We start from the raw sequence: 14,498 nt of genomic DNA on the forward strand, positions 1-14,498 counted from the left end.
CCCGCACGTCCTCCCGCAGGCATGCCCGCAGCGAGGAGGACCGCCACGTGAGCCACTACGTCAGCAGGCTCGGGCGTCGCTCCCCGGCGGCACCCCCGCGGCTGCGTCTGCACCGCCGCCCCCGCCGCGTCGCGATGCTCTCCGTGCACACCTCACCGCTCCACCAGCCCGGCACCGGCGACGCCGGCGGCATGAACGTCTACATCGTGGAGCTCGCGCAGCGCCTCGCCGCGATCAACATCGAGGTCGAGATCTTCACGCGCGCGACCACCGCCGCCCTCCCGCCGACCGTCGAGATGGCGCCCGGAGTCACCGTCCGGCACGTCGACGCGGGCCCCTACGAGGGCCTTGCCAAGGAGGAACTCCCCGCCCAGCTGTGCGCCTTCACGCACGGCGTGATGCAGGCATGGGCCGGCCACCGCCCCGGCCACTACGACCTGGTCCACTCGCACTACTGGCTCTCCGGCCACGTCGGCTGGCTCGCCGCCCAGCGCTGGGGCGCCCCCTTGGTGCACGCCATGCACACCATGGCCAAGGTCAAGAACGCCAACCTGGCCGCCGGCGACACCCCCGAGCCCGCCGCCCGCGTCATCGGCGAGACCCAGATCGTCGCCGCCGCCGACCGCCTCATCGCGAACACGGCGGAGGAGGCCGACGAACTCGTACGCCACTACACGGCCGACCCCGCCAAGGTGGCCGTGGTCCACCCCGGTGTGAACCTCGACCGCTTCTCGCCCGCCGACGGCCGCGCCGCCGCCCGCGCCCGCCTGGGCCTCCCGCAGGACGCCCTCATCCCGCTCTTCGCGGGCCGCATCCAGCCCCTGAAGGCCCCGGACGTCCTGCTGCGCGCGGTGGCCGCACTCCTGGACCAGCGCCCCGACCTGCGCTCCCGCATGGTGGTCCCCGTGGTCGGCGGCCCCAGCGGCAGCGGCCTCGCCAAGCCCGAGGGCCTCCAGAAGCTGGCGGCCCGCCTCGGCATCGCCGACGTCGTACGGTTCCACCCGCCGGTCGGCCAGGAGCAGCTGGCGGACTGGTTCCGCGCCGCCTCGGTGCTCGTCATGCCCTCCTACAGCGAGTCCTTCGGCCTGGTTGCCATAGAGGCGCAGGCGGCGGGTACCCCGGTCCTCGCGGCGTCGGTCGGCGGCCTCCCGGTGGCCGTACGCGACGGCCGGACCGGCTTCCTCGTCCAGGGCCACCAGCCCGAGGCCTACGCGCGCGTGCTGAGCGATTTCGCCGACAACCCGGAGCTGTCCTTCCGCATGGGCGACGCCGCAGCCCGGCACGCCCAGTCCTTCGGCTGGGACACCGCGGCCGCCGCCACGGCGGACGTGTACACGGCAGCGGCCCAGGCCCACCGCCGTCGCGTACGCTCGCACCATGGCTGAGGCAGACAAGGCAGCGCAGGTCGTCGAGGGTTTCCTCAAGGACGCCGAACTCTCCTGGGAGAGCCCGGACGCCGGCACCTACGTGGTCCAGCTCCCCGGCACCCGCAAACTCTCGACGACGGTCTCCCTCCTCCTCGGCCGCCACTCCCTCTCCCTGAACGCCTTCGTCATCCGTCACCCCGACGAGAACGAACCCGGCGTCCACCGCTGGCTCCTGGAGCGCAACCTCAAGCTGTACGGCGTGAGTTACGCGGTCGACCAACTGGGCGACGTCTACGTCACCGCCAAGCTCCCCCTGACCTCCATCACCCCCGAAGAGCTCGACCGCCTCCTCGGCCAGGTCCTCGAAGCCGCCGACGGCGCCTTCAACACCCTCCTGGAACTGGGCTTCGCGAGCGCCATCCGCCGGGAGTACGAGTGGCGGGTCTCCCGGGGCGAGTCGACGCGCAACCTGGACGCGTTCACGCATCTGACGCAGCGTCCGGCGGGCTGATTCCCGCTTTCCGAATCCAGCCCGCGGAGGCCTTGCGCCGGTACGGCGGGCTCTGTCGAAGGCCGCGGCTCTCTTAGATGAGGGCCGCGGCCTTCGCCTGTGCCGGCATGAGCCGGTGCCTCCGGCGAACTTCTCGCGCCGGCCGCGTAACAAAGCGAGCAGCCCGCGGCGTCATGTCAGGTGTGAGCGCGTACGGGTTACCGGGAGGGAATGGTCCATGGTCGGCAGGGGTGGGGCTGCTCGTCGGCAGGCCGAGATCGAGCAGTTCATGCAGGCCGTGAGCCCACGCCTCTTCCGAACCGCGCTCCTGGTCTGCGGGGACTGGCATCTGGCCGAGGACCTGGTGCAGACCGCCCTGGGGAAGATCTTCGTGTCCTGGCGGAAAGTCCGTTCGGCGGACAATCCGCAGGCCTACGCGCGCACGGTTCTGATGCGCACGTACCTCTCGTATGTCCGGCTGCATCGGACGTACGAGAGGCCGGTCGAACACCTGCCGGACAGGTCGGTGGAGGCGAAGGACTCAGCCCTGCGGGTGGCGCTGTCCCAGGCCCTGGCACAGCTGGCGCCGCAGGACCGGGCCGTGGTCGTGCTGCGGTACTGGGAGGACAGAAGCGTCTCCCAGACCGCGGCCGACCTCGGTCTGAGCGCGGGAAGCGTGCGGATCCGCAGCATGCGCGCGCTCGCGAAGCTCCGGGAGGCGCTCGGCGGCGAGCACGACGCTCTCGTCGGACTGTGAAGGAAGGCGGCAAGCAACGGTGAATGAGGAAGAGCAGGACTTCGGGCCCCGGTTGGGGCAGGTTCTGGACGAGTACGTACGAGACTTTCCGCCGCCGGCCACCGATCTGGTGACCGGCGGAATGACCAGGGGGCGGCGGCTCAGGCGACGCAGGCAGGCACAGTGGGGCGCGGCGGGACTCACCCTCGGCGTCGGTCTCGTGGGCGGTGTTCTCTTCGGCGGCCTGCGGGGAGAAGGTGCGGGCGGCACGACGGCCGCGGGTTCCGAATCCGCCGTGACCATCCCTGAATTCTCCCTGGCGGCATCCCGGACCTCGGCCCCGGCAGGCAAGACCGCCCTCACCGGCGAGGCGGCGGTGAAGACCCTCAAGGACCTGCTGCCCGGCGACCCGGCGACCGGCGGATACCGGTGGTGGGACGGGGACAAGCAGGACAGCGGCCTTCCCGTCGAGGCGGGCGGACGGCTGCTGATGACCGCGGACGGCGGGCAGGCCGAGGTGGCCGTGAGCGTGCAGGGCGGCTTCCAGCTCACCACGGTCGAGGCGCTCAGCAAGGAGGAGGCGCGAGAGGCCGCCGGAAGCACACCGGAGGAGACGGACAAGAGCGGCAGGACGGCTCCCGACAAGTCCACGGCGAAAGAAGCGGCGAAGGGAGCTGGCAAGGACGAGGGCAAAAAGCCGCGCCAGGCCGACGAGAAGGACCTCAAGAAGTTCTACTCCTGCCAGGAACGGCGCGATCCCGGCCTGCGCCAGACCTCGTGCTCGGCCCGCAACCTCGACGACGGCTCGGTACAGATCGCCTACGAGGACACGGACGGGACCTTCGTACGACGCACGGCCGACGTGCTGCGCAAGGACGGCACCCGGATCGTGATCACCGTGTCCAACGGCACGGACAACAAGCACGGCCCCGCGCGCGTGGAGGAACCGCCGCTGACCATGGAGCAGATCACGCAGGCCGCCACCAGCGAGAAGTGGCAGCCCTGGGTCGTCTCCAAGTGAGCAGTTGAACCCCGCTCACAAGAGGGGCTCACGAACAGTCGTGCCCATGCCGGTTGTTAGCCTGCCGAAGCCAGAACCCCCCAACCACCTGAAGAGGTTGTGCATGCGCGCAGGCAGATCCGGCTCCGCGGTTGCGCTCGCGGGAGCGCTCGCCCTCGTGGCGTTCACCGCGCCGGCCGCGGAGGCAGCAGACACCGGGATCACGGTGTCGAACCTGGTCATCAACAACGGCAAGCCCATCATCGTGGGCACCACCGCCAAGGTGACCCCCGACTTCACGTTCGACGTCAAGCGGCCCTCGGGCTACGCGTACAACGACGTCGGGACATCCCCCTTCCTGTACCACGACGTCACGGTCGCGCAGGGAGCCCAGAGCGGGGGCATCTACTCGGGCAGCGAGACCTACTACGAGGACGGGTCCGTCGAGGGCGAGCTCTACATCGACCCGCCCTACCGGCTGGACTCCAACAACGACGCCACCACCTGGAAGATCGCCGTCTCCGCCAGCACCTGGGGCCCCGACGGCCGGCCCGACGCCGAGGAGTACCTGACCGGCTTCGGCACCGTCCAGGTCAAGCGCATGGCGAAGGCCACCGTCAACGCCTCCCCGGAACCGGTCGCCAAGGGCAAGACCCTCACCGTCACCGGCAGGCTCACCCGCGCCGACTGGGTCAAGCACGCCTACGTCGGCTACGGCGGCAAGTCGGCCAAGCTCCAGTTCCGCAAGGCGGGGACCAGCACGTACAACACGGTCAAGATCGTGCAGGCGGGCTCCACCGGCTACCTGAAGACCACGGTCACCGCCTCCGCCGACGGCTACTGGCGCTGGACGTTCAGCGAGACGTCCACGACGGGCGGGGCGACGTCCGCGGGCGACTACGTAGACGTCACCTGAGCCGTGCCCGGCGCCGGGCGGTGCAGGGCGTCGTAGCCCACGAACGTGAACATGCGCTCCCCGGCCGGCAGTGGCCGGGGAGTACCCGTGAACCGGTGCGCCCCGACCCCGTACGGGATGTCCGGCCCGGTCACCCACAGCCGTTCGAAGCCGCGCTTCTCCAGCCACTCGCACACGCGTGTGTCGTAGTGCCGGGTCCGCGTCCACACCACCGTGCCGCCCGTCCGGCACAACCGGGTGCAGTGGTCGAGGGTGCGCTCGGTGTCGGCATCCGTGAGATTGCCGAGGACCCCGCACACCAGGACCAGATCGGCGGGCACCATACCGGCGTAGTGATCGGTCAACGCCGCGTCTCCTACGACGACTTCGACGCCGGAGAGCCCGGCGGCCGCGGCCGCCGCCCGCGCCGCCTCGACGTTGCGCTTGTCCAGTTCGACCAGCCGGGCGCGGACGTCACCGCCCCGCGGATGCTTCGCGAGTACGCCGATCAGATCGCGGCCCTGCCCGGCGCAGAGGCTGACGGCCCTCAGCGGCCCCGGTGGCGCCTCGTCGAGGGCGAGCCGGACGCGGTGCTGGACAAGGGCCAGCCGGCGGGCGAGGTAGGAGTCGGGACTGTCGTACGCACCATGCCACTCATGCCAGTCCATACGCGCAGACTAAGAGGTCCGTCGCCTTCCTGTCCCGGCATATTGTCCGGGGGTCGTCCCCACCAACTTCCGGAAGTGCCGGGTGAGATGGGCCTGGTCGTAGAAGCCGGTCGCCGCCGCGACCTCGCCGATCGGCCGCCCGTCGAGGAGCAGCCCGCGGGCGCGGTCGACGCGGCGGGAGTTGAGGTACTGGTGCGGGGCGATGCCGTACGCGGTGCTGAACGCCCGTACGAGATGGGCGGGGTGGGCCTGCACCAGCCCGGCCGCCTCCTCCAGCGAGAGCCCTTCGACCACCCGCTCGTCGAGGAGCTCGCGCAGCCGCCGGGCGAGGGCGGGGTCACGGGCCGGTACCTCTGTGACGAGCCTTGGCCGCAGCAGCCCGCGCAGCCGTTCACCGATCAGCGTCAGCCTGCTCTCGGCCTCCAGCTCCTCGCCGGGCCGCACGAGCGCGGTGTGCACCTGCCCCACCCGCCGCCGCAGTACGGGATCCCGCAGGTCCGGCCCGTCCACGGCGGCCCCGATCAGGCTGTCGTCGAGATGGGTGCCGTCCAGGTAGAGCACGCGCTTGCGGAAGCCGTCCGGGGTCGCCGGGGAGCCGTTGTGCGGCACGTGCGGCGGCAGCAGGGTGACCGTGTCGTTCGGGGTGCCGTGCTCATGCCGGTCGAGGTCGTACCGCACGGCCCCGTCGTCCACGATGAGCAGCGTCCACGCCTCGTGGACGTGCATCGGGTACGCGTACTCGGTGAAGTGGGCGTGGAAGACCTCCGTGACGCCCGGAACGCGGGGACGCCACGCGGTGACTTCCTGCCGGGCGGCCATGCAAAGAACGTACAAGACGGGGTCGGGCCGCGGTCGGCAGTCTCGTCCCATGAGCGCTTTCGACACGAAGATCGCCGTCCTGCTGCGGGACGACCTGGAACCCTGGCAACGCCTGAACGTCACCGCGTTCCTGGTCAGCGGCCTGGGCACGCAGCTCCCCGAGGTGATCGGCGAGCCCTACGAGGACGCGGACGGCGTCCCGTACCTGCCGATGTTCCGCCAGCCGGTCCTGGTCTTCGAGGGCACGAAGGAGACGCTGAAGAACGCCCACGCGCGCGTGCTCTCTCGCGCGCTACCCCGGGCGGTCTTCACGAGCGACCTGTTCTCGACGGGCAACGACCGGGACAACCGGGCGGCGGTGCGGGCGGTGGGGACGGCGGAGCTGGATGTGGTGGGCCTTGCGGTGTACGGCCCGCGCAACGCGGTGGACAAGGCGCTGAAGGGGGCGCGGATGCACCCCTGAGCATCAACTCAGGTCGCCGGGTAGAGCGGCAGACCGTCCGTCGGAATCGTCCAGTCGGCGATGGTGACGTCCTCGCCGTAGACGAAGTCCTTGCGGGTGGCGTAGCGGGGGCCGTCGGGGGTGGGGTGGATGTCGGTGAGGACGGCGCCGGTGCCGGTACGGGGGTCGAAGATCGCGTAGATGGGGATGCCGATGAGTGGGTAGTCGCGGACCTTGCTGATCCAGTCGTTGTCGGGGTTGGAGCGGGAGACGATCTCTACGGCAGCCATGATCGAGCGAGGGTCGAAGGAGCCGTCTCCCTCCATCTCCGTCTCGGCGATCACCATCACGTCGGGGCGGCGCATGATGCCCTCGGAGGCGTCCTCGACGTCGGGTTCGCCGGTGTGGGCCACGAGTACCTCTGGCATCACCTTCTCCAAGCGCTTCCGGACGCGCAGCGCAGTGAGTTCGTGCGGCTTGGAGGGCGACATCATGTCGAGGACGATCCCTTCCTTGGTGATCTCGAACTTGCCGGGAAGGGTGTCGTCCGTGGACTGCACGAAGTCCCGCATGGCCCGGTAGAGAGGAGAGGCGCCCTGTCGCGCGTTGTCCGGGGCGATGGTCATGGCGCTCGCTCCTCGTTGTCCGTGCCCAGGCAGTCCGGGCGCAAGGATCGTCGCTTTCATGCTAGGCGGCCTTTGGGAGGTCTGATCGGCAGTCGGGGCAGCGGCCGGGTTCCGGGGCGCGGAAGGCGTGGTCGCAGCCGTCGCAGTTCTGGAGGGGGTGGCGCTGGGGTGCCGGTGCTGTGAAGGGGGGTGGGGGCGGTAGCTGGGTGGCCAGGCGGTGGGCCAGCAGGGCGGCCGGGCGGCACAGGGGCTCGGGGGGCAGGTCGGTGGTGAGGGCGTGGCGTACGGCGTCGGGGCTGACGTCGCGTACGGAGGGTGTCGCCGACGACGTAGAGCGTGAGGCGGAAGTCGCGGCCCGGGACGCGTCCGTGGGTGACTGCGTTCGCGGCGAGTTCGGCGACGATATGGGCCGCCTCTTCGAACGGCAGTCCCCAGCTGCGGAGTTGCTCGGTGGCGAGGAGACGGGCGAGGCGGGCGCCGCGGGGTGTGGGGGACAGTTGGATGCTGAAGTTGCGGATGAGGCGGTTGAGTTCGGCGGTTTCCTGATTCACGTCACTCAGCGTTGTGGTGTGCGCTTACCGTGAACAGTGACGACGCCGTTGCGTACAGTGACTGTCCAGTCGTTGTCCAGTGATGTAGGGGCTGTCAGGACCGGTCGTACGGGTAAGGGCCGTCGTGATTCGGTGGTACGGCGGAGGAGTGCGGGATGTCGGTGGACGCGGAGGCGGGACGGCTCAGGACCGAGGCGGACGAGCCGGGTTGGGAGGTGGACCCGGACGACGAGTGGGGCGTAGCGGTCATCGCCACGGTCGGACGGCAACTGAAGCTGCGGCGGGAGGCGGCGGGGATGCGAGCCCCGGAGTTCGGGGCGGCGATCGGGTACGGCGAGGGCCTCGTCTACAAGATCGAGGGCGGGAAGCGGATTCCTCGGCAGGAGTATCTGAACCGGTCCGACGAGGTGTTGGACGCGGGCGGGCTCATCGCGGCCATGTGGGAGGACGTGAAGAAGGTCCGGTACCCGAAGAAGGTTCGGGAGCTGGGGAAGCTGGAGGCTCAGGCGGTTGAGATCGGGGTGTACGAGTGCCACGTCATCGCCGGGCTGTTGCAGACGCAGGAGCACGCCAAGGCCGTGATCGGTGCGGCGCAACCGCCGTACTCCCCGGACGACGTGGACCGTATGGTGGCGGCCCGTCTGGCCCGGCAATCGGTGTTCGAGCGCGATCCGGCTCCGTCCATTCACTTCGTGCTGGAGGAGGCGGTTCTACGACGTCCTGTCGGGGGCACAATGGTGTGGCGACGGCAGCTCGAACATCTGCTTGAGATCGGGCGGTTGCACAACGTCGTGCTTCAAGTGATGCCGATGAGCTGCGAGGTCCACTCCGGTCTGGACGGAAGGATCGAGGTGCTGAAGTTCCCGGACGGCACAGCGGTGGGGCGCTCGGACGGGGCGTTCAGCGGCCGTCCTACCTCGGACCCAAAACATCTGCGCATCCTTGAACTGCGGTATGGCACCATCCGAGCGCAGGCCCTTCCTCCGTGGGAGTCGCTGGCCCTCATCGAGCAACTGCTGGGAGAGACATGATCCGCAAGACCGCCGCCGGGGACGCCTCCGAACTGGCGTGGTTCAAGAGCAGCTACAGCGGCGGCAACGATGGCGAGTCCTGTGTCGAGATCGCGGTAGCCCCCCGCACCATCCACATCCGCGACTCCAAATACGGCGAAACCAGCCCCCGCCTCACCCTCTCGCCCTCCTCGTGGGCCGACTTCGTGCCGTACGCGTCCGAGGGCTGATCCGGACCCGGACAGCCGGAATCCGGAATCTGCACAGGGCGTGCGCAACTGGGATGCGTAGGCGCTCGGTTGGTGCGGAGATGTCCGCTTCGCAGTGGCGACGGCAAGGCCTGTGGGCAGGCTATGAGGTGCGGACATGTAGAGAAACTGCCCCTGAGCGGTGACCGTGTTTGCACGGATGAGGAGCCGGGGTCGTCAACTGCCCAGGTGGGAGCGGCGGTTCAGTGGATGCCTGCGGTGCTCCGTGGTTTGATCCCTCACACCGCCCCCCGCGACACGCTTTCCCCCCTCGTGAATCCCCATGTGAAGGGCAGTTTCCCCATGAACTCCGCTCCCCAGGTCCAGACCCTCGAAATCTCCGACGCCGACCTCGACTCCGTCTCCGGCGGTATGAGCGGCGGCCCCGCCGCCACCGTCACCGCCGGCCCCACGGCCGTCAGCAGCGCGGACGTGCTGTCCCAGGTCGGCGCCCAGATCGGCGCGGTCCAGGGCCAGGCCCTGGCGACCGCCGCGCAGTACCACGAGGTCGGCGTCACGCTCTCCTTCTGAGCGCCTGATCCGAAGCCCGCCGCCCATGGGTCTCCCGGGTGGCGGGCTTCGCGGCAGCCGGGGCTTCCGCGGCCGGTTCCTCGGTCGGCAGCGTCCGCATCAGCGCCGCGTACCCGAGCCCCGCCGCCGTACCGATGACGGCGCAGGCCGCCCACAGCCACTCGGCGCCGTAGCGGTCGATGACGAGGCCGGACATCAGCGGGGCGACAAGCGAGGCCACCGCCCAGGACATGGTGTACATGCCCTGGTAGCGGCCGCGTCCGTGCAGGGGGGAGAGCCGGACGACGAGACCGGTCTGCGTCGGCGCGTTGACGATCTCCGCCAGTGTCCACACGCAGATGGTGAGGGCGAAGACGCCGACCGACCCGGCGAAGGCGGTGAGACCGAAGCCGTAGCCGGCGAGGACGGACGAGATCACGAGCAGCCGGCCGGGGTCGCGGTGCTCGATGAACCGGGTGACCGGGATCTGCAGGACGACGATCAGGACGCCGTTGACGGCGATGGCCAGTCCGTAGTCGGCCGGGGTGAAGCCCGCCTCGCCCATGGCCACGGGCAGTCCCACGGAACCCTGCTGGAAGATCAGCGCGACCAGGAAGGACAGCCCTACGACACCCATGAACCGCCCGTCGCGCAGCACGGTCCCCATCCCGACCGCGTCCTCCGCCTTGACGGTCCCGCCGCCCTCGGGCCGGGACTCGGGCAGCTTCAGGAAGACGACGACCGCGCAGACCGCCGTCATGGCCGCCTCGATCAGGAACCCGGCGAGGTAGCTGTACTCGGCGATGAACCCGGCGGCCATGGAGGAGACGGCGAAGCCGAGGTTGATGGCCCAGTAGTTGAGCGAGAAGGCGCGCACCCGGTCCTCGGGCCGCACGATGTCGGCCATCATCGCCTGCACGGCCGGCCGGGAGGCATTGGAGGCCATGCCGACGAGGAAGGCGACGCCCGCGATGGCGACGGGGTGGTGCACAAACCCGAGCAGCGCGACGGACGCGGCGGTGGAGGCCTGCGCGACGAGCAGCGTGGGCCGCCGCCCGAGCCGGTCGGTCATCACCCCGGCACCCAGGGAGGAGATCACCCCGCCGAGGCCGTGCAGGGCGGCGACGAGACCGGCGTAAGTGGCGGAGTAGCCGCGGTCGAGTGTCAGATACAGCGCCATGAAGGTGGCGACGAAGGCGCCGAGCCGGTTGACCAGGGTGCTGGTCCACAGCCACCAGAACTCACGCGGGAGCCCGGAGACGGTCTCCCGGGCGGCACGTCTCAGGGCGGCGACTGACATAGGGGATCCCCCGGGGTGTAAGCGGCTCAGGCGGTGAGCACAACTTACAAACGCCCGGCGATGATCGGCCACTCAATTAACAGATCCCGTCAACCGTCCGCTCTTCGAGCGGACGCGCAAGGGATCAAAGGCTTCGATTACGCTCCTACACATGGCCGACGCACCGTACAAGCTGATCCTCCTCCGCCACGGCGAGAGCGAATGGAACGCGAAGAACCTGTTCACCGGCTGGGTGGACGTCAACCTCAACGAGAAGGGCGAGAAGGAGGCAGTCCGCGGCGGCGAGCTCCTGAAGGACGCCGACCTCCTCCCCGACGTGGTCCACACGTCCCTCCAGAAGCGCGCGATCCGCACGGCCCAGCTGGCGCTGGAGTCCGCGGACCGCCACTGGATCCCCGTCCACCGCAGCTGGCGCCTGAACGAGCGCCACTACGGCGCCCTCCAGGGCAAGGACAAGGCCCAGACCCTCGCCGAGTTCGGCGAGGAGCAGTTCATGCTGTGGCGCCGCTCCTACGACACCCCGCCGCCCCCGCTTGAGGACGGCACGGAGTTCTCCCAGTCCGCCGACCCCCGCTACGCGACGATCCCGCCGGAGCTCCGCCCCCGCACGGAGTGCCTGAAGGACGTCGTCACGCGCATGCTCCCGTACTGGTACGACGGCATCGTCCCCGACCTCCTGGCCGGCCGCACGGTCCTGGTGGCCGCCCACGGCAACTCGCTCCGCGCCCTGGTCAAGCACCTCGACGGCATCTCCGACGCCGACATCGCGGGCCTGAACATCCCGACGGGCATCCCCCTGTCCTACGAACTGGACGCGGACTTCAAGCCCCTCAACCCCGGCGGCACTTACCTCGACCCCGAGGCGGCCGCGGCGGCGATCGAGGCGGTCAAGAACCAGGGCAAGAAGAAGTAACACAGACTGATCAAGCCCCTGCCCGCGAATGTGCCGCGGGCAGGGGCTTGTTGCTGCGGTGAGGCTTCAGGCAAGCCGTCAACCGACCCTGACGTGGATCGGTCCACTGGAGATCGGGTCGGGAGTGGCGTGGATGGAGTTACCGAACTCGTCCGACACGACGATGCCGGAGTAAGTGGTCTCCTCCAGGAACAGGGCCTGTCCGGGCGGGCAGCTGATCGGCGAGGCGACGGGGCCCACGGTCAGGCTGGCGGTCGTCTGCCCGTGGCGGACCGGGAACTGGCCCGAGCCGAGCAGCGATGTCGGCCCGGCCGACTTCGGCACGCCTTGAGGCTTGTTGCCGGCCTTGTTGAAGCACTGGTAGCTGGCGGTCGCGCTGTCGACGCTGAGCGTGATCGAGACGCTGGTGGTGCCCGTGCCCAGTCCGGCCTCCTTGAACGAGGTCGTCAGGGCTCCGGTGCTGGTGCTCACGGTGTTATCCGCGTACAGGAAGTGCGGGCTGTCGGCCATGGACGGCGCGATGGCCAGCCCGGCGCTGGCGAGGGCCGCGGCGAACACGAATGCGATACGGCGCATTGTTCTCCCTTTCCTTTCGTACGGAAGGAAGTCGTGCCGAGTGAATCAGGGCGATGCGGGGCCCGACGTAGTGGGCCGCGAGAAGTTGCGCTGCCTGATTTCGAGACGGCCGGGCGGACCGCGCGGCAGCGGTCGCCAGCAACACGCCATACGCCCCCACCCCCTGCGCCAATGGCCTCGGGCCGTGGGGGGCAGCTCCGAGGCAGGACCCTAGTGCCGAGTTCCGGCTACTAATAGGACATTATCGGCCATGTGGGGTGTGCTTGAGGTACTTTCGATGCTTTTGCGCCCAACGCCGCAGGTGACAGGCCGCAGGCGGCGGGCGAGAGGAACGAGGGCGGCCGCCCTCGGCAGGGGCAGGCAGTCCGCCCCGGTGGCGCACGGGTCGCCCCGGCCTGCGAGTCCTCCGCCGGCCGGGGGCTTCGTGCCGGCTGGCTCGATGTCTTCCCGTACGAGGATTCAGTTCCCGCTAGACCGCCAGCGGCACCGCGTGGATCTCGTCCGGGCGTGCGCCGCCGCCGCGTTCGTGGGCGCGGCTGACCGCGTCCGCCGAGGGGCCCTCGGTCAGGCAGTAGACCGTTCCGGACTCCGGGTCCGCCCAGGCATGTTCGAAGTGGACTCCTTCTTCTCGCTCGGTCGCGAGCACGGCCTCGTGGGCCTCGGCCAGTTGGTCGGCGGTGATGCCCTGCATGCCGTGGTGGACGTCCATGAACCGTGTCATGGCCCTCACCGTCTCCTTCTTCGTGCCGCGTCAGACCGACAGAGGCACCGGGTGGATCTCGTCGGCCTTGTGGCCGGTGCGCTCGTGGATGCGCAGGACCGCCTCGGCCGAGGGTGCCTCCGACAGGCAGTAGACGATGCCGGACACCGGGTCTGCCCAGGCCCGTTCGAAGTGCACGCCTTCGTCCTTCTCTATGGCGAGGTCTGCCTTGTGGGCCTCCATCAGCTGGTCGGCCGTGATGCCCTGCATCCCGTGGTGCACGTCCATGAACTGCGTCATGCCGGCCCACCTCCTTCCGGGCTTCCGCCCCATACCTCCATGCTGCGCCCCGACCGTTCCGACGGCACGACGAAGGGCCCCGGCAAGTGCGCCGGGGCCCCTTCATCGTCGTACGGACGTCACCCGCACTGGCACGGATTGCCGGACTGGCAGCCGCAGCCACAGCCCGATCCGCAGCCGCACGCGCCGATCAGCATCAGGTTCGTGATCTCGGCGGGCTGCTCGGTCTGGCGTTCCTGCGTGGGGTCGGGCGTCGTGCCGGGCGTGCCGGGGGATTCGGCCATGGTCCCTCCTCAGGGCTCGTGCCTGTGCCCATTGCATGCCCGCTCCGCTGGGCGCATCAACGGCGCACGGAGGCTCTCGCACGCCCCCGCGCAGGGATTGGCGCCCTCCCGGACGGTGATCGCGCCCCTACGGGCAGCGACCAACCCCGCCGACCGACCCCTCAGGCCCCCTCAACCCCCGCCACCGGCGACACATCCGCCTGGAGCTCGTCCGCGTGTTCGCCCGTCACCAGGAACACCACGCGCTTGGCCACCGCCACCGCGTGGTCGGCGAAGCGCTCGTAGTAGCGGCCCAGCAGGGTGACGTCGACGGCGGTCTCGATGCCGTGCTTCCAGCGCTCGTCCATCAGGTGCTGGAAGAGCGTGCGGTGCAGCAGGTCCATCTCGTCGTCGTCCTGCTCCAGCTGGAGCGCGAGGTCGATGTCCTTCGTGACGATCACCTCGGCCGCCTTCGCCATCAGGCGCTGCGCGAGCTGGCCCATCTCCAGGATCGTGGCGTGCAGGTCGTGCGGGATGGCCCGCGCCGGGTAGCGCAACCGGGTCAGCTTCGCCACGTGCTGGGCGAGGTCGCCCGAGCGCTCCAGGTCGGCCGACATACGCAGCGAGGTGACGACTATACGGAGATCCGTGGCCACCGGCTGCTGACGGGCGAGCAGCGCTATGGCCCGCGCCTCCAGGTCGTGCTGGAGGTCGTCGACCTTCTGGTCCGCCTCGATCACGCTCTCGGCCAGCTTCAGGTCGGAGTCGAGGATCGCCGTCGTGGCGCGTCCGATCGCCGACCCGACCAGGCGGGCCATCTCCACCAGGCTGTCGCTGATCGAGTCAAGTTCCTCGTGGTACGCGTCCCGCATCAGGGTTCCCTCTCGTGCGTGTGTTCGGGGGGCTCTGGGGGCCGGGGCCCGGCGTGTCTGTCCTGTCGAAACCGGCGCTTCGCACCCCACGCTCCCACGTTCGGCCCCGTACGCGTCCGTTTCCGTCACCCCAAATGAACCATTACTAGCTCCTGGGTGAACTCTGGGCGACGAGTGTTCGAGCTCGCACTCCGATGGCTGTGGGTATGTCG

General features: G+C 69.8%; 19 protein-coding genes and 2 pseudogenes. 10 read left to right on the plus strand and 11 right to left on the minus strand.

The features are described 5' to 3' along the window. Positions 1-47 precede the first annotated feature (47 nt). The 5 genes from mshA (at position 48) to AB0Q90_RS17060 (ending at position 4,509) form a co-directional block, all read left to right on the plus strand. Positions 48-1,385, plus strand: coding sequence for a D-inositol-3-phosphate glycosyltransferase (gene mshA / locus AB0Q90_RS17040; RefSeq protein ID WP_363161343.1), 1,338 nt, complete (start codon positions 48-50; stop codon positions 1,383-1,385). Then, a complete protein-coding gene (locus tag AB0Q90_RS17045; RefSeq protein WP_363161342.1) occupies positions 1,378-1,878 on the plus strand; it encodes a YbjN domain-containing protein in 501 nt (166 codons plus the stop codon). The genes mshA and AB0Q90_RS17045 overlap by 8 nt, the downstream gene beginning before the upstream one ends. A 217-nt stretch (positions 1,879-2,095) precedes the next feature. After that, positions 2,096-2,614: a SigE family RNA polymerase sigma factor gene (locus AB0Q90_RS17050; RefSeq protein WP_363161341.1), complete on the plus strand. Its 519-nt coding sequence runs from the start codon at positions 2,096-2,098 to the stop codon at positions 2,612-2,614. A 19-nt stretch (positions 2,615-2,633) separates the two neighbouring features. Next, positions 2,634-3,614, plus strand: coding sequence for a hypothetical protein (locus tag AB0Q90_RS17055; protein WP_363161340.1), 981 nt, complete (start codon positions 2,634-2,636; stop codon positions 3,612-3,614). A 103-nt stretch (positions 3,615-3,717) separates the two neighbouring features. Continuing rightward, positions 3,718-4,509, plus strand: a complete 792-nt coding sequence (locus tag AB0Q90_RS17060; RefSeq protein WP_363161339.1) for a hypothetical protein — start codon at positions 3,718-3,720, stop codon at positions 4,507-4,509. On the opposite strand, the gene AB0Q90_RS17065 is transcribed toward AB0Q90_RS17060, so the two are convergent. Beyond that, the gene (locus tag AB0Q90_RS17065) at positions 4,491-5,156 is read right to left on the minus strand and encodes a class I SAM-dependent methyltransferase (RefSeq protein WP_363161338.1); all 666 of its coding nucleotides are present in this window, start codon (positions 5,154-5,156) and stop codon (positions 4,491-4,493) included. The genes AB0Q90_RS17060 and AB0Q90_RS17065 overlap by 19 nt on opposite strands. Positions 5,157-5,165: 9 nt before the next feature. After that, complete coding sequence (locus AB0Q90_RS17070; protein WP_363161337.1) at positions 5,166-5,975, minus strand: AraC family transcriptional regulator; 810 nt, start codon at positions 5,973-5,975, stop codon at positions 5,166-5,168. Between AB0Q90_RS17070 and AB0Q90_RS17075 the strand changes: the two genes are divergently transcribed. Further along, on the plus strand, positions 5,974-6,438 hold the full coding sequence (locus AB0Q90_RS17075) for a DUF2000 domain-containing protein (RefSeq protein ID WP_363161336.1): 465 nt from the start codon (positions 5,974-5,976) through the stop codon (positions 6,436-6,438). The genes AB0Q90_RS17070 and AB0Q90_RS17075 overlap by 2 nt on opposite strands. Positions 6,439-6,446: 8 nt before the next feature. Here AB0Q90_RS17075 and AB0Q90_RS17080 read toward each other — a convergent pair whose 3' ends face one another. From AB0Q90_RS17080 to AB0Q90_RS17090, 3 genes and pseudogenes are all read right to left on the minus strand, one after another. Beyond that, positions 6,447-7,043 (minus strand): Uma2 family endonuclease, encoded by a 597-nt coding sequence (locus tag AB0Q90_RS17080; protein WP_363161335.1) that lies wholly within the window; start codon positions 7,041-7,043, stop codon positions 6,447-6,449. Positions 7,044-7,104: 61 nt separating this feature from the next. Next, a pseudogene (locus tag AB0Q90_RS17085) lies at positions 7,105-7,350 on the minus strand (helix-turn-helix domain-containing protein); the annotation flags it as partial. 1 nt (position 7,351) lies between these two features. Next, positions 7,352-7,594: pseudogene (locus AB0Q90_RS17090) on the minus strand (ATP-binding protein); the annotation flags it as partial. 155 nt (positions 7,595-7,749) lie between these two features. Here AB0Q90_RS17090 and AB0Q90_RS17095 point away from each other — a divergent pair. The 3 genes from AB0Q90_RS17095 (at position 7,750) to AB0Q90_RS17105 (ending at position 9,383) form a co-directional block, all read left to right on the plus strand. After that, positions 7,750-8,625 carry a helix-turn-helix transcriptional regulator gene (locus tag AB0Q90_RS17095; protein WP_363161334.1) on the plus strand — a complete coding sequence of 292 codons (876 nt, stop codon included), beginning with the start codon at positions 7,750-7,752 and terminating at the stop codon, positions 8,623-8,625. Further along, positions 8,622-8,834, plus strand: a complete 213-nt coding sequence (locus tag AB0Q90_RS17100; protein ID WP_363161333.1) for a DUF397 domain-containing protein — start codon at positions 8,622-8,624, stop codon at positions 8,832-8,834. The genes AB0Q90_RS17095 and AB0Q90_RS17100 overlap by 4 nt, the downstream gene beginning before the upstream one ends. A gap of 321 nt (positions 8,835-9,155) precedes the next feature. Continuing rightward, the gene (locus tag AB0Q90_RS17105) at positions 9,156-9,383 is read left to right on the plus strand and encodes a hypothetical protein (RefSeq protein WP_363161332.1); all 228 of its coding nucleotides are present in this window, start codon (positions 9,156-9,158) and stop codon (positions 9,381-9,383) included. On the opposite strand, the gene AB0Q90_RS17110 is transcribed toward AB0Q90_RS17105, so the two are convergent. After that, positions 9,367-10,662: an MFS transporter gene (locus AB0Q90_RS17110; protein WP_363161331.1), complete on the minus strand. Its 1,296-nt coding sequence runs from the start codon at positions 10,660-10,662 to the stop codon at positions 9,367-9,369. The two genes, AB0Q90_RS17105 and AB0Q90_RS17110, sit on opposite strands and share 17 nt — an antisense overlap. A 151-nt stretch (positions 10,663-10,813) precedes the next feature. On the opposite strand from AB0Q90_RS17110, the gene AB0Q90_RS17115 reads away from it, so the two are divergent. After that, positions 10,814-11,575, plus strand: coding sequence for a phosphoglyceromutase (locus AB0Q90_RS17115; protein ID WP_363161330.1), 762 nt, complete (start codon positions 10,814-10,816; stop codon positions 11,573-11,575). A 78-nt stretch (positions 11,576-11,653) separates the two neighbouring features. On the opposite strand, the gene AB0Q90_RS17120 is transcribed toward AB0Q90_RS17115, so the two are convergent. The 5 genes from AB0Q90_RS17120 to phoU all read right to left on the minus strand — a co-directional run bounded on the left by AB0Q90_RS17120 (position 11,654) and on the right by phoU (position 14,286). Further along, positions 11,654-12,151 (minus strand): hypothetical protein, encoded by a 498-nt coding sequence (locus AB0Q90_RS17120; protein ID WP_363161329.1) that lies wholly within the window; start codon positions 12,149-12,151, stop codon positions 11,654-11,656. Between the two features lie 469 nt (positions 12,152-12,620). Continuing rightward, the gene (locus AB0Q90_RS17125) at positions 12,621-12,872 is read right to left on the minus strand and encodes an SCO4226 family nickel-binding protein (RefSeq protein ID WP_363161328.1); all 252 of its coding nucleotides are present in this window, start codon (positions 12,870-12,872) and stop codon (positions 12,621-12,623) included. A 30-nt stretch (positions 12,873-12,902) separates the two neighbouring features. Then, complete coding sequence (locus AB0Q90_RS17130) at positions 12,903-13,151, minus strand: SCO4226 family nickel-binding protein (protein ID WP_363161327.1); 249 nt, start codon at positions 13,149-13,151, stop codon at positions 12,903-12,905. Between the two features lie 119 nt (positions 13,152-13,270). After that, positions 13,271-13,435 (minus strand): hypothetical protein, encoded by a 165-nt coding sequence (locus tag AB0Q90_RS17135; RefSeq protein ID WP_363161326.1) that lies wholly within the window; start codon positions 13,433-13,435, stop codon positions 13,271-13,273. Between the two features lie 161 nt (positions 13,436-13,596). Continuing rightward, complete coding sequence (phoU, locus tag AB0Q90_RS17140; RefSeq protein WP_363161325.1) at positions 13,597-14,286, minus strand: phosphate signaling complex protein PhoU; 690 nt, start codon at positions 14,284-14,286, stop codon at positions 13,597-13,599. Positions 14,287-14,498 lie beyond the last annotated feature (212 nt).

It is taken from the genome of Streptomyces sp. NPDC079141 (assembly GCF_040686775.1).
GTDB lineage: Bacteria > Actinomycetota > Actinomycetes > Streptomycetales > Streptomycetaceae > Streptomyces.

Excerpts from the sequence above, each read along its gene's own strand:
- AB0Q90_RS17045 (WP_363161342.1), top strand. The coding sequence starts at position 1,378 with ATGGCTGAGGCAGACAAGGCAGCGCAGGTCGTCGAGGGTTTCCTCAAG.
- AB0Q90_RS17120 (WP_363161329.1), bottom strand. The coding sequence starts at position 12,151 with ATGCGCCGTATCGCATTCGTGTTCGCCGCGGCCCTCGCCAGCGCCGGG.
- AB0Q90_RS17070 (WP_363161337.1), bottom strand. The coding sequence starts at position 5,975 with ATGGCCGCCCGGCAGGAAGTCACCGCGTGGCGTCCCCGCGTTCCGGGC.
- AB0Q90_RS17135 (WP_363161326.1), bottom strand. The coding sequence starts at position 13,435 with ATGGCCGAATCCCCCGGCACGCCCGGCACGACGCCCGACCCCACGCAG.
- AB0Q90_RS17130 (WP_363161327.1), bottom strand. The coding sequence starts at position 13,151 with ATGACGCAGTTCATGGACGTGCACCACGGGATGCAGGGCATCACGGCC.
- AB0Q90_RS17080 (WP_363161335.1), bottom strand. The coding sequence starts at position 7,043 with ATGACCATCGCCCCGGACAACGCGCGACAGGGCGCCTCTCCTCTCTAC.
- AB0Q90_RS17060 (WP_363161339.1), top strand. The coding sequence starts at position 3,718 with ATGCGCGCAGGCAGATCCGGCTCCGCGGTTGCGCTCGCGGGAGCGCTC.
- AB0Q90_RS17110 (WP_363161331.1), bottom strand. The coding sequence starts at position 10,662 with ATGTCAGTCGCCGCCCTGAGACGTGCCGCCCGGGAGACCGTCTCCGGG.
- AB0Q90_RS17050 (WP_363161341.1), top strand. The coding sequence starts at position 2,096 with ATGGTCGGCAGGGGTGGGGCTGCTCGTCGGCAGGCCGAGATCGAGCAG.
- AB0Q90_RS17115 (WP_363161330.1), top strand. The coding sequence starts at position 10,814 with ATGGCCGACGCACCGTACAAGCTGATCCTCCTCCGCCACGGCGAGAGC.
- AB0Q90_RS17075 (WP_363161336.1), top strand. The coding sequence starts at position 5,974 with ATGCAAAGAACGTACAAGACGGGGTCGGGCCGCGGTCGGCAGTCTCGT.
- AB0Q90_RS17065 (WP_363161338.1), bottom strand. The coding sequence starts at position 5,156 with ATGGACTGGCATGAGTGGCATGGTGCGTACGACAGTCCCGACTCCTAC.
- AB0Q90_RS17095 (WP_363161334.1), top strand. The coding sequence starts at position 7,750 with ATGTCGGTGGACGCGGAGGCGGGACGGCTCAGGACCGAGGCGGACGAG.
- AB0Q90_RS17100 (WP_363161333.1), top strand. The coding sequence starts at position 8,622 with ATGATCCGCAAGACCGCCGCCGGGGACGCCTCCGAACTGGCGTGGTTC.
- phoU (WP_363161325.1), bottom strand. The coding sequence starts at position 14,286 with ATGCGGGACGCGTACCACGAGGAACTTGACTCGATCAGCGACAGCCTG.
- AB0Q90_RS17125 (WP_363161328.1), bottom strand. The coding sequence starts at position 12,872 with ATGACACGGTTCATGGACGTCCACCACGGCATGCAGGGCATCACCGCC.
- AB0Q90_RS17105 (WP_363161332.1), top strand. The coding sequence starts at position 9,156 with ATGAACTCCGCTCCCCAGGTCCAGACCCTCGAAATCTCCGACGCCGAC.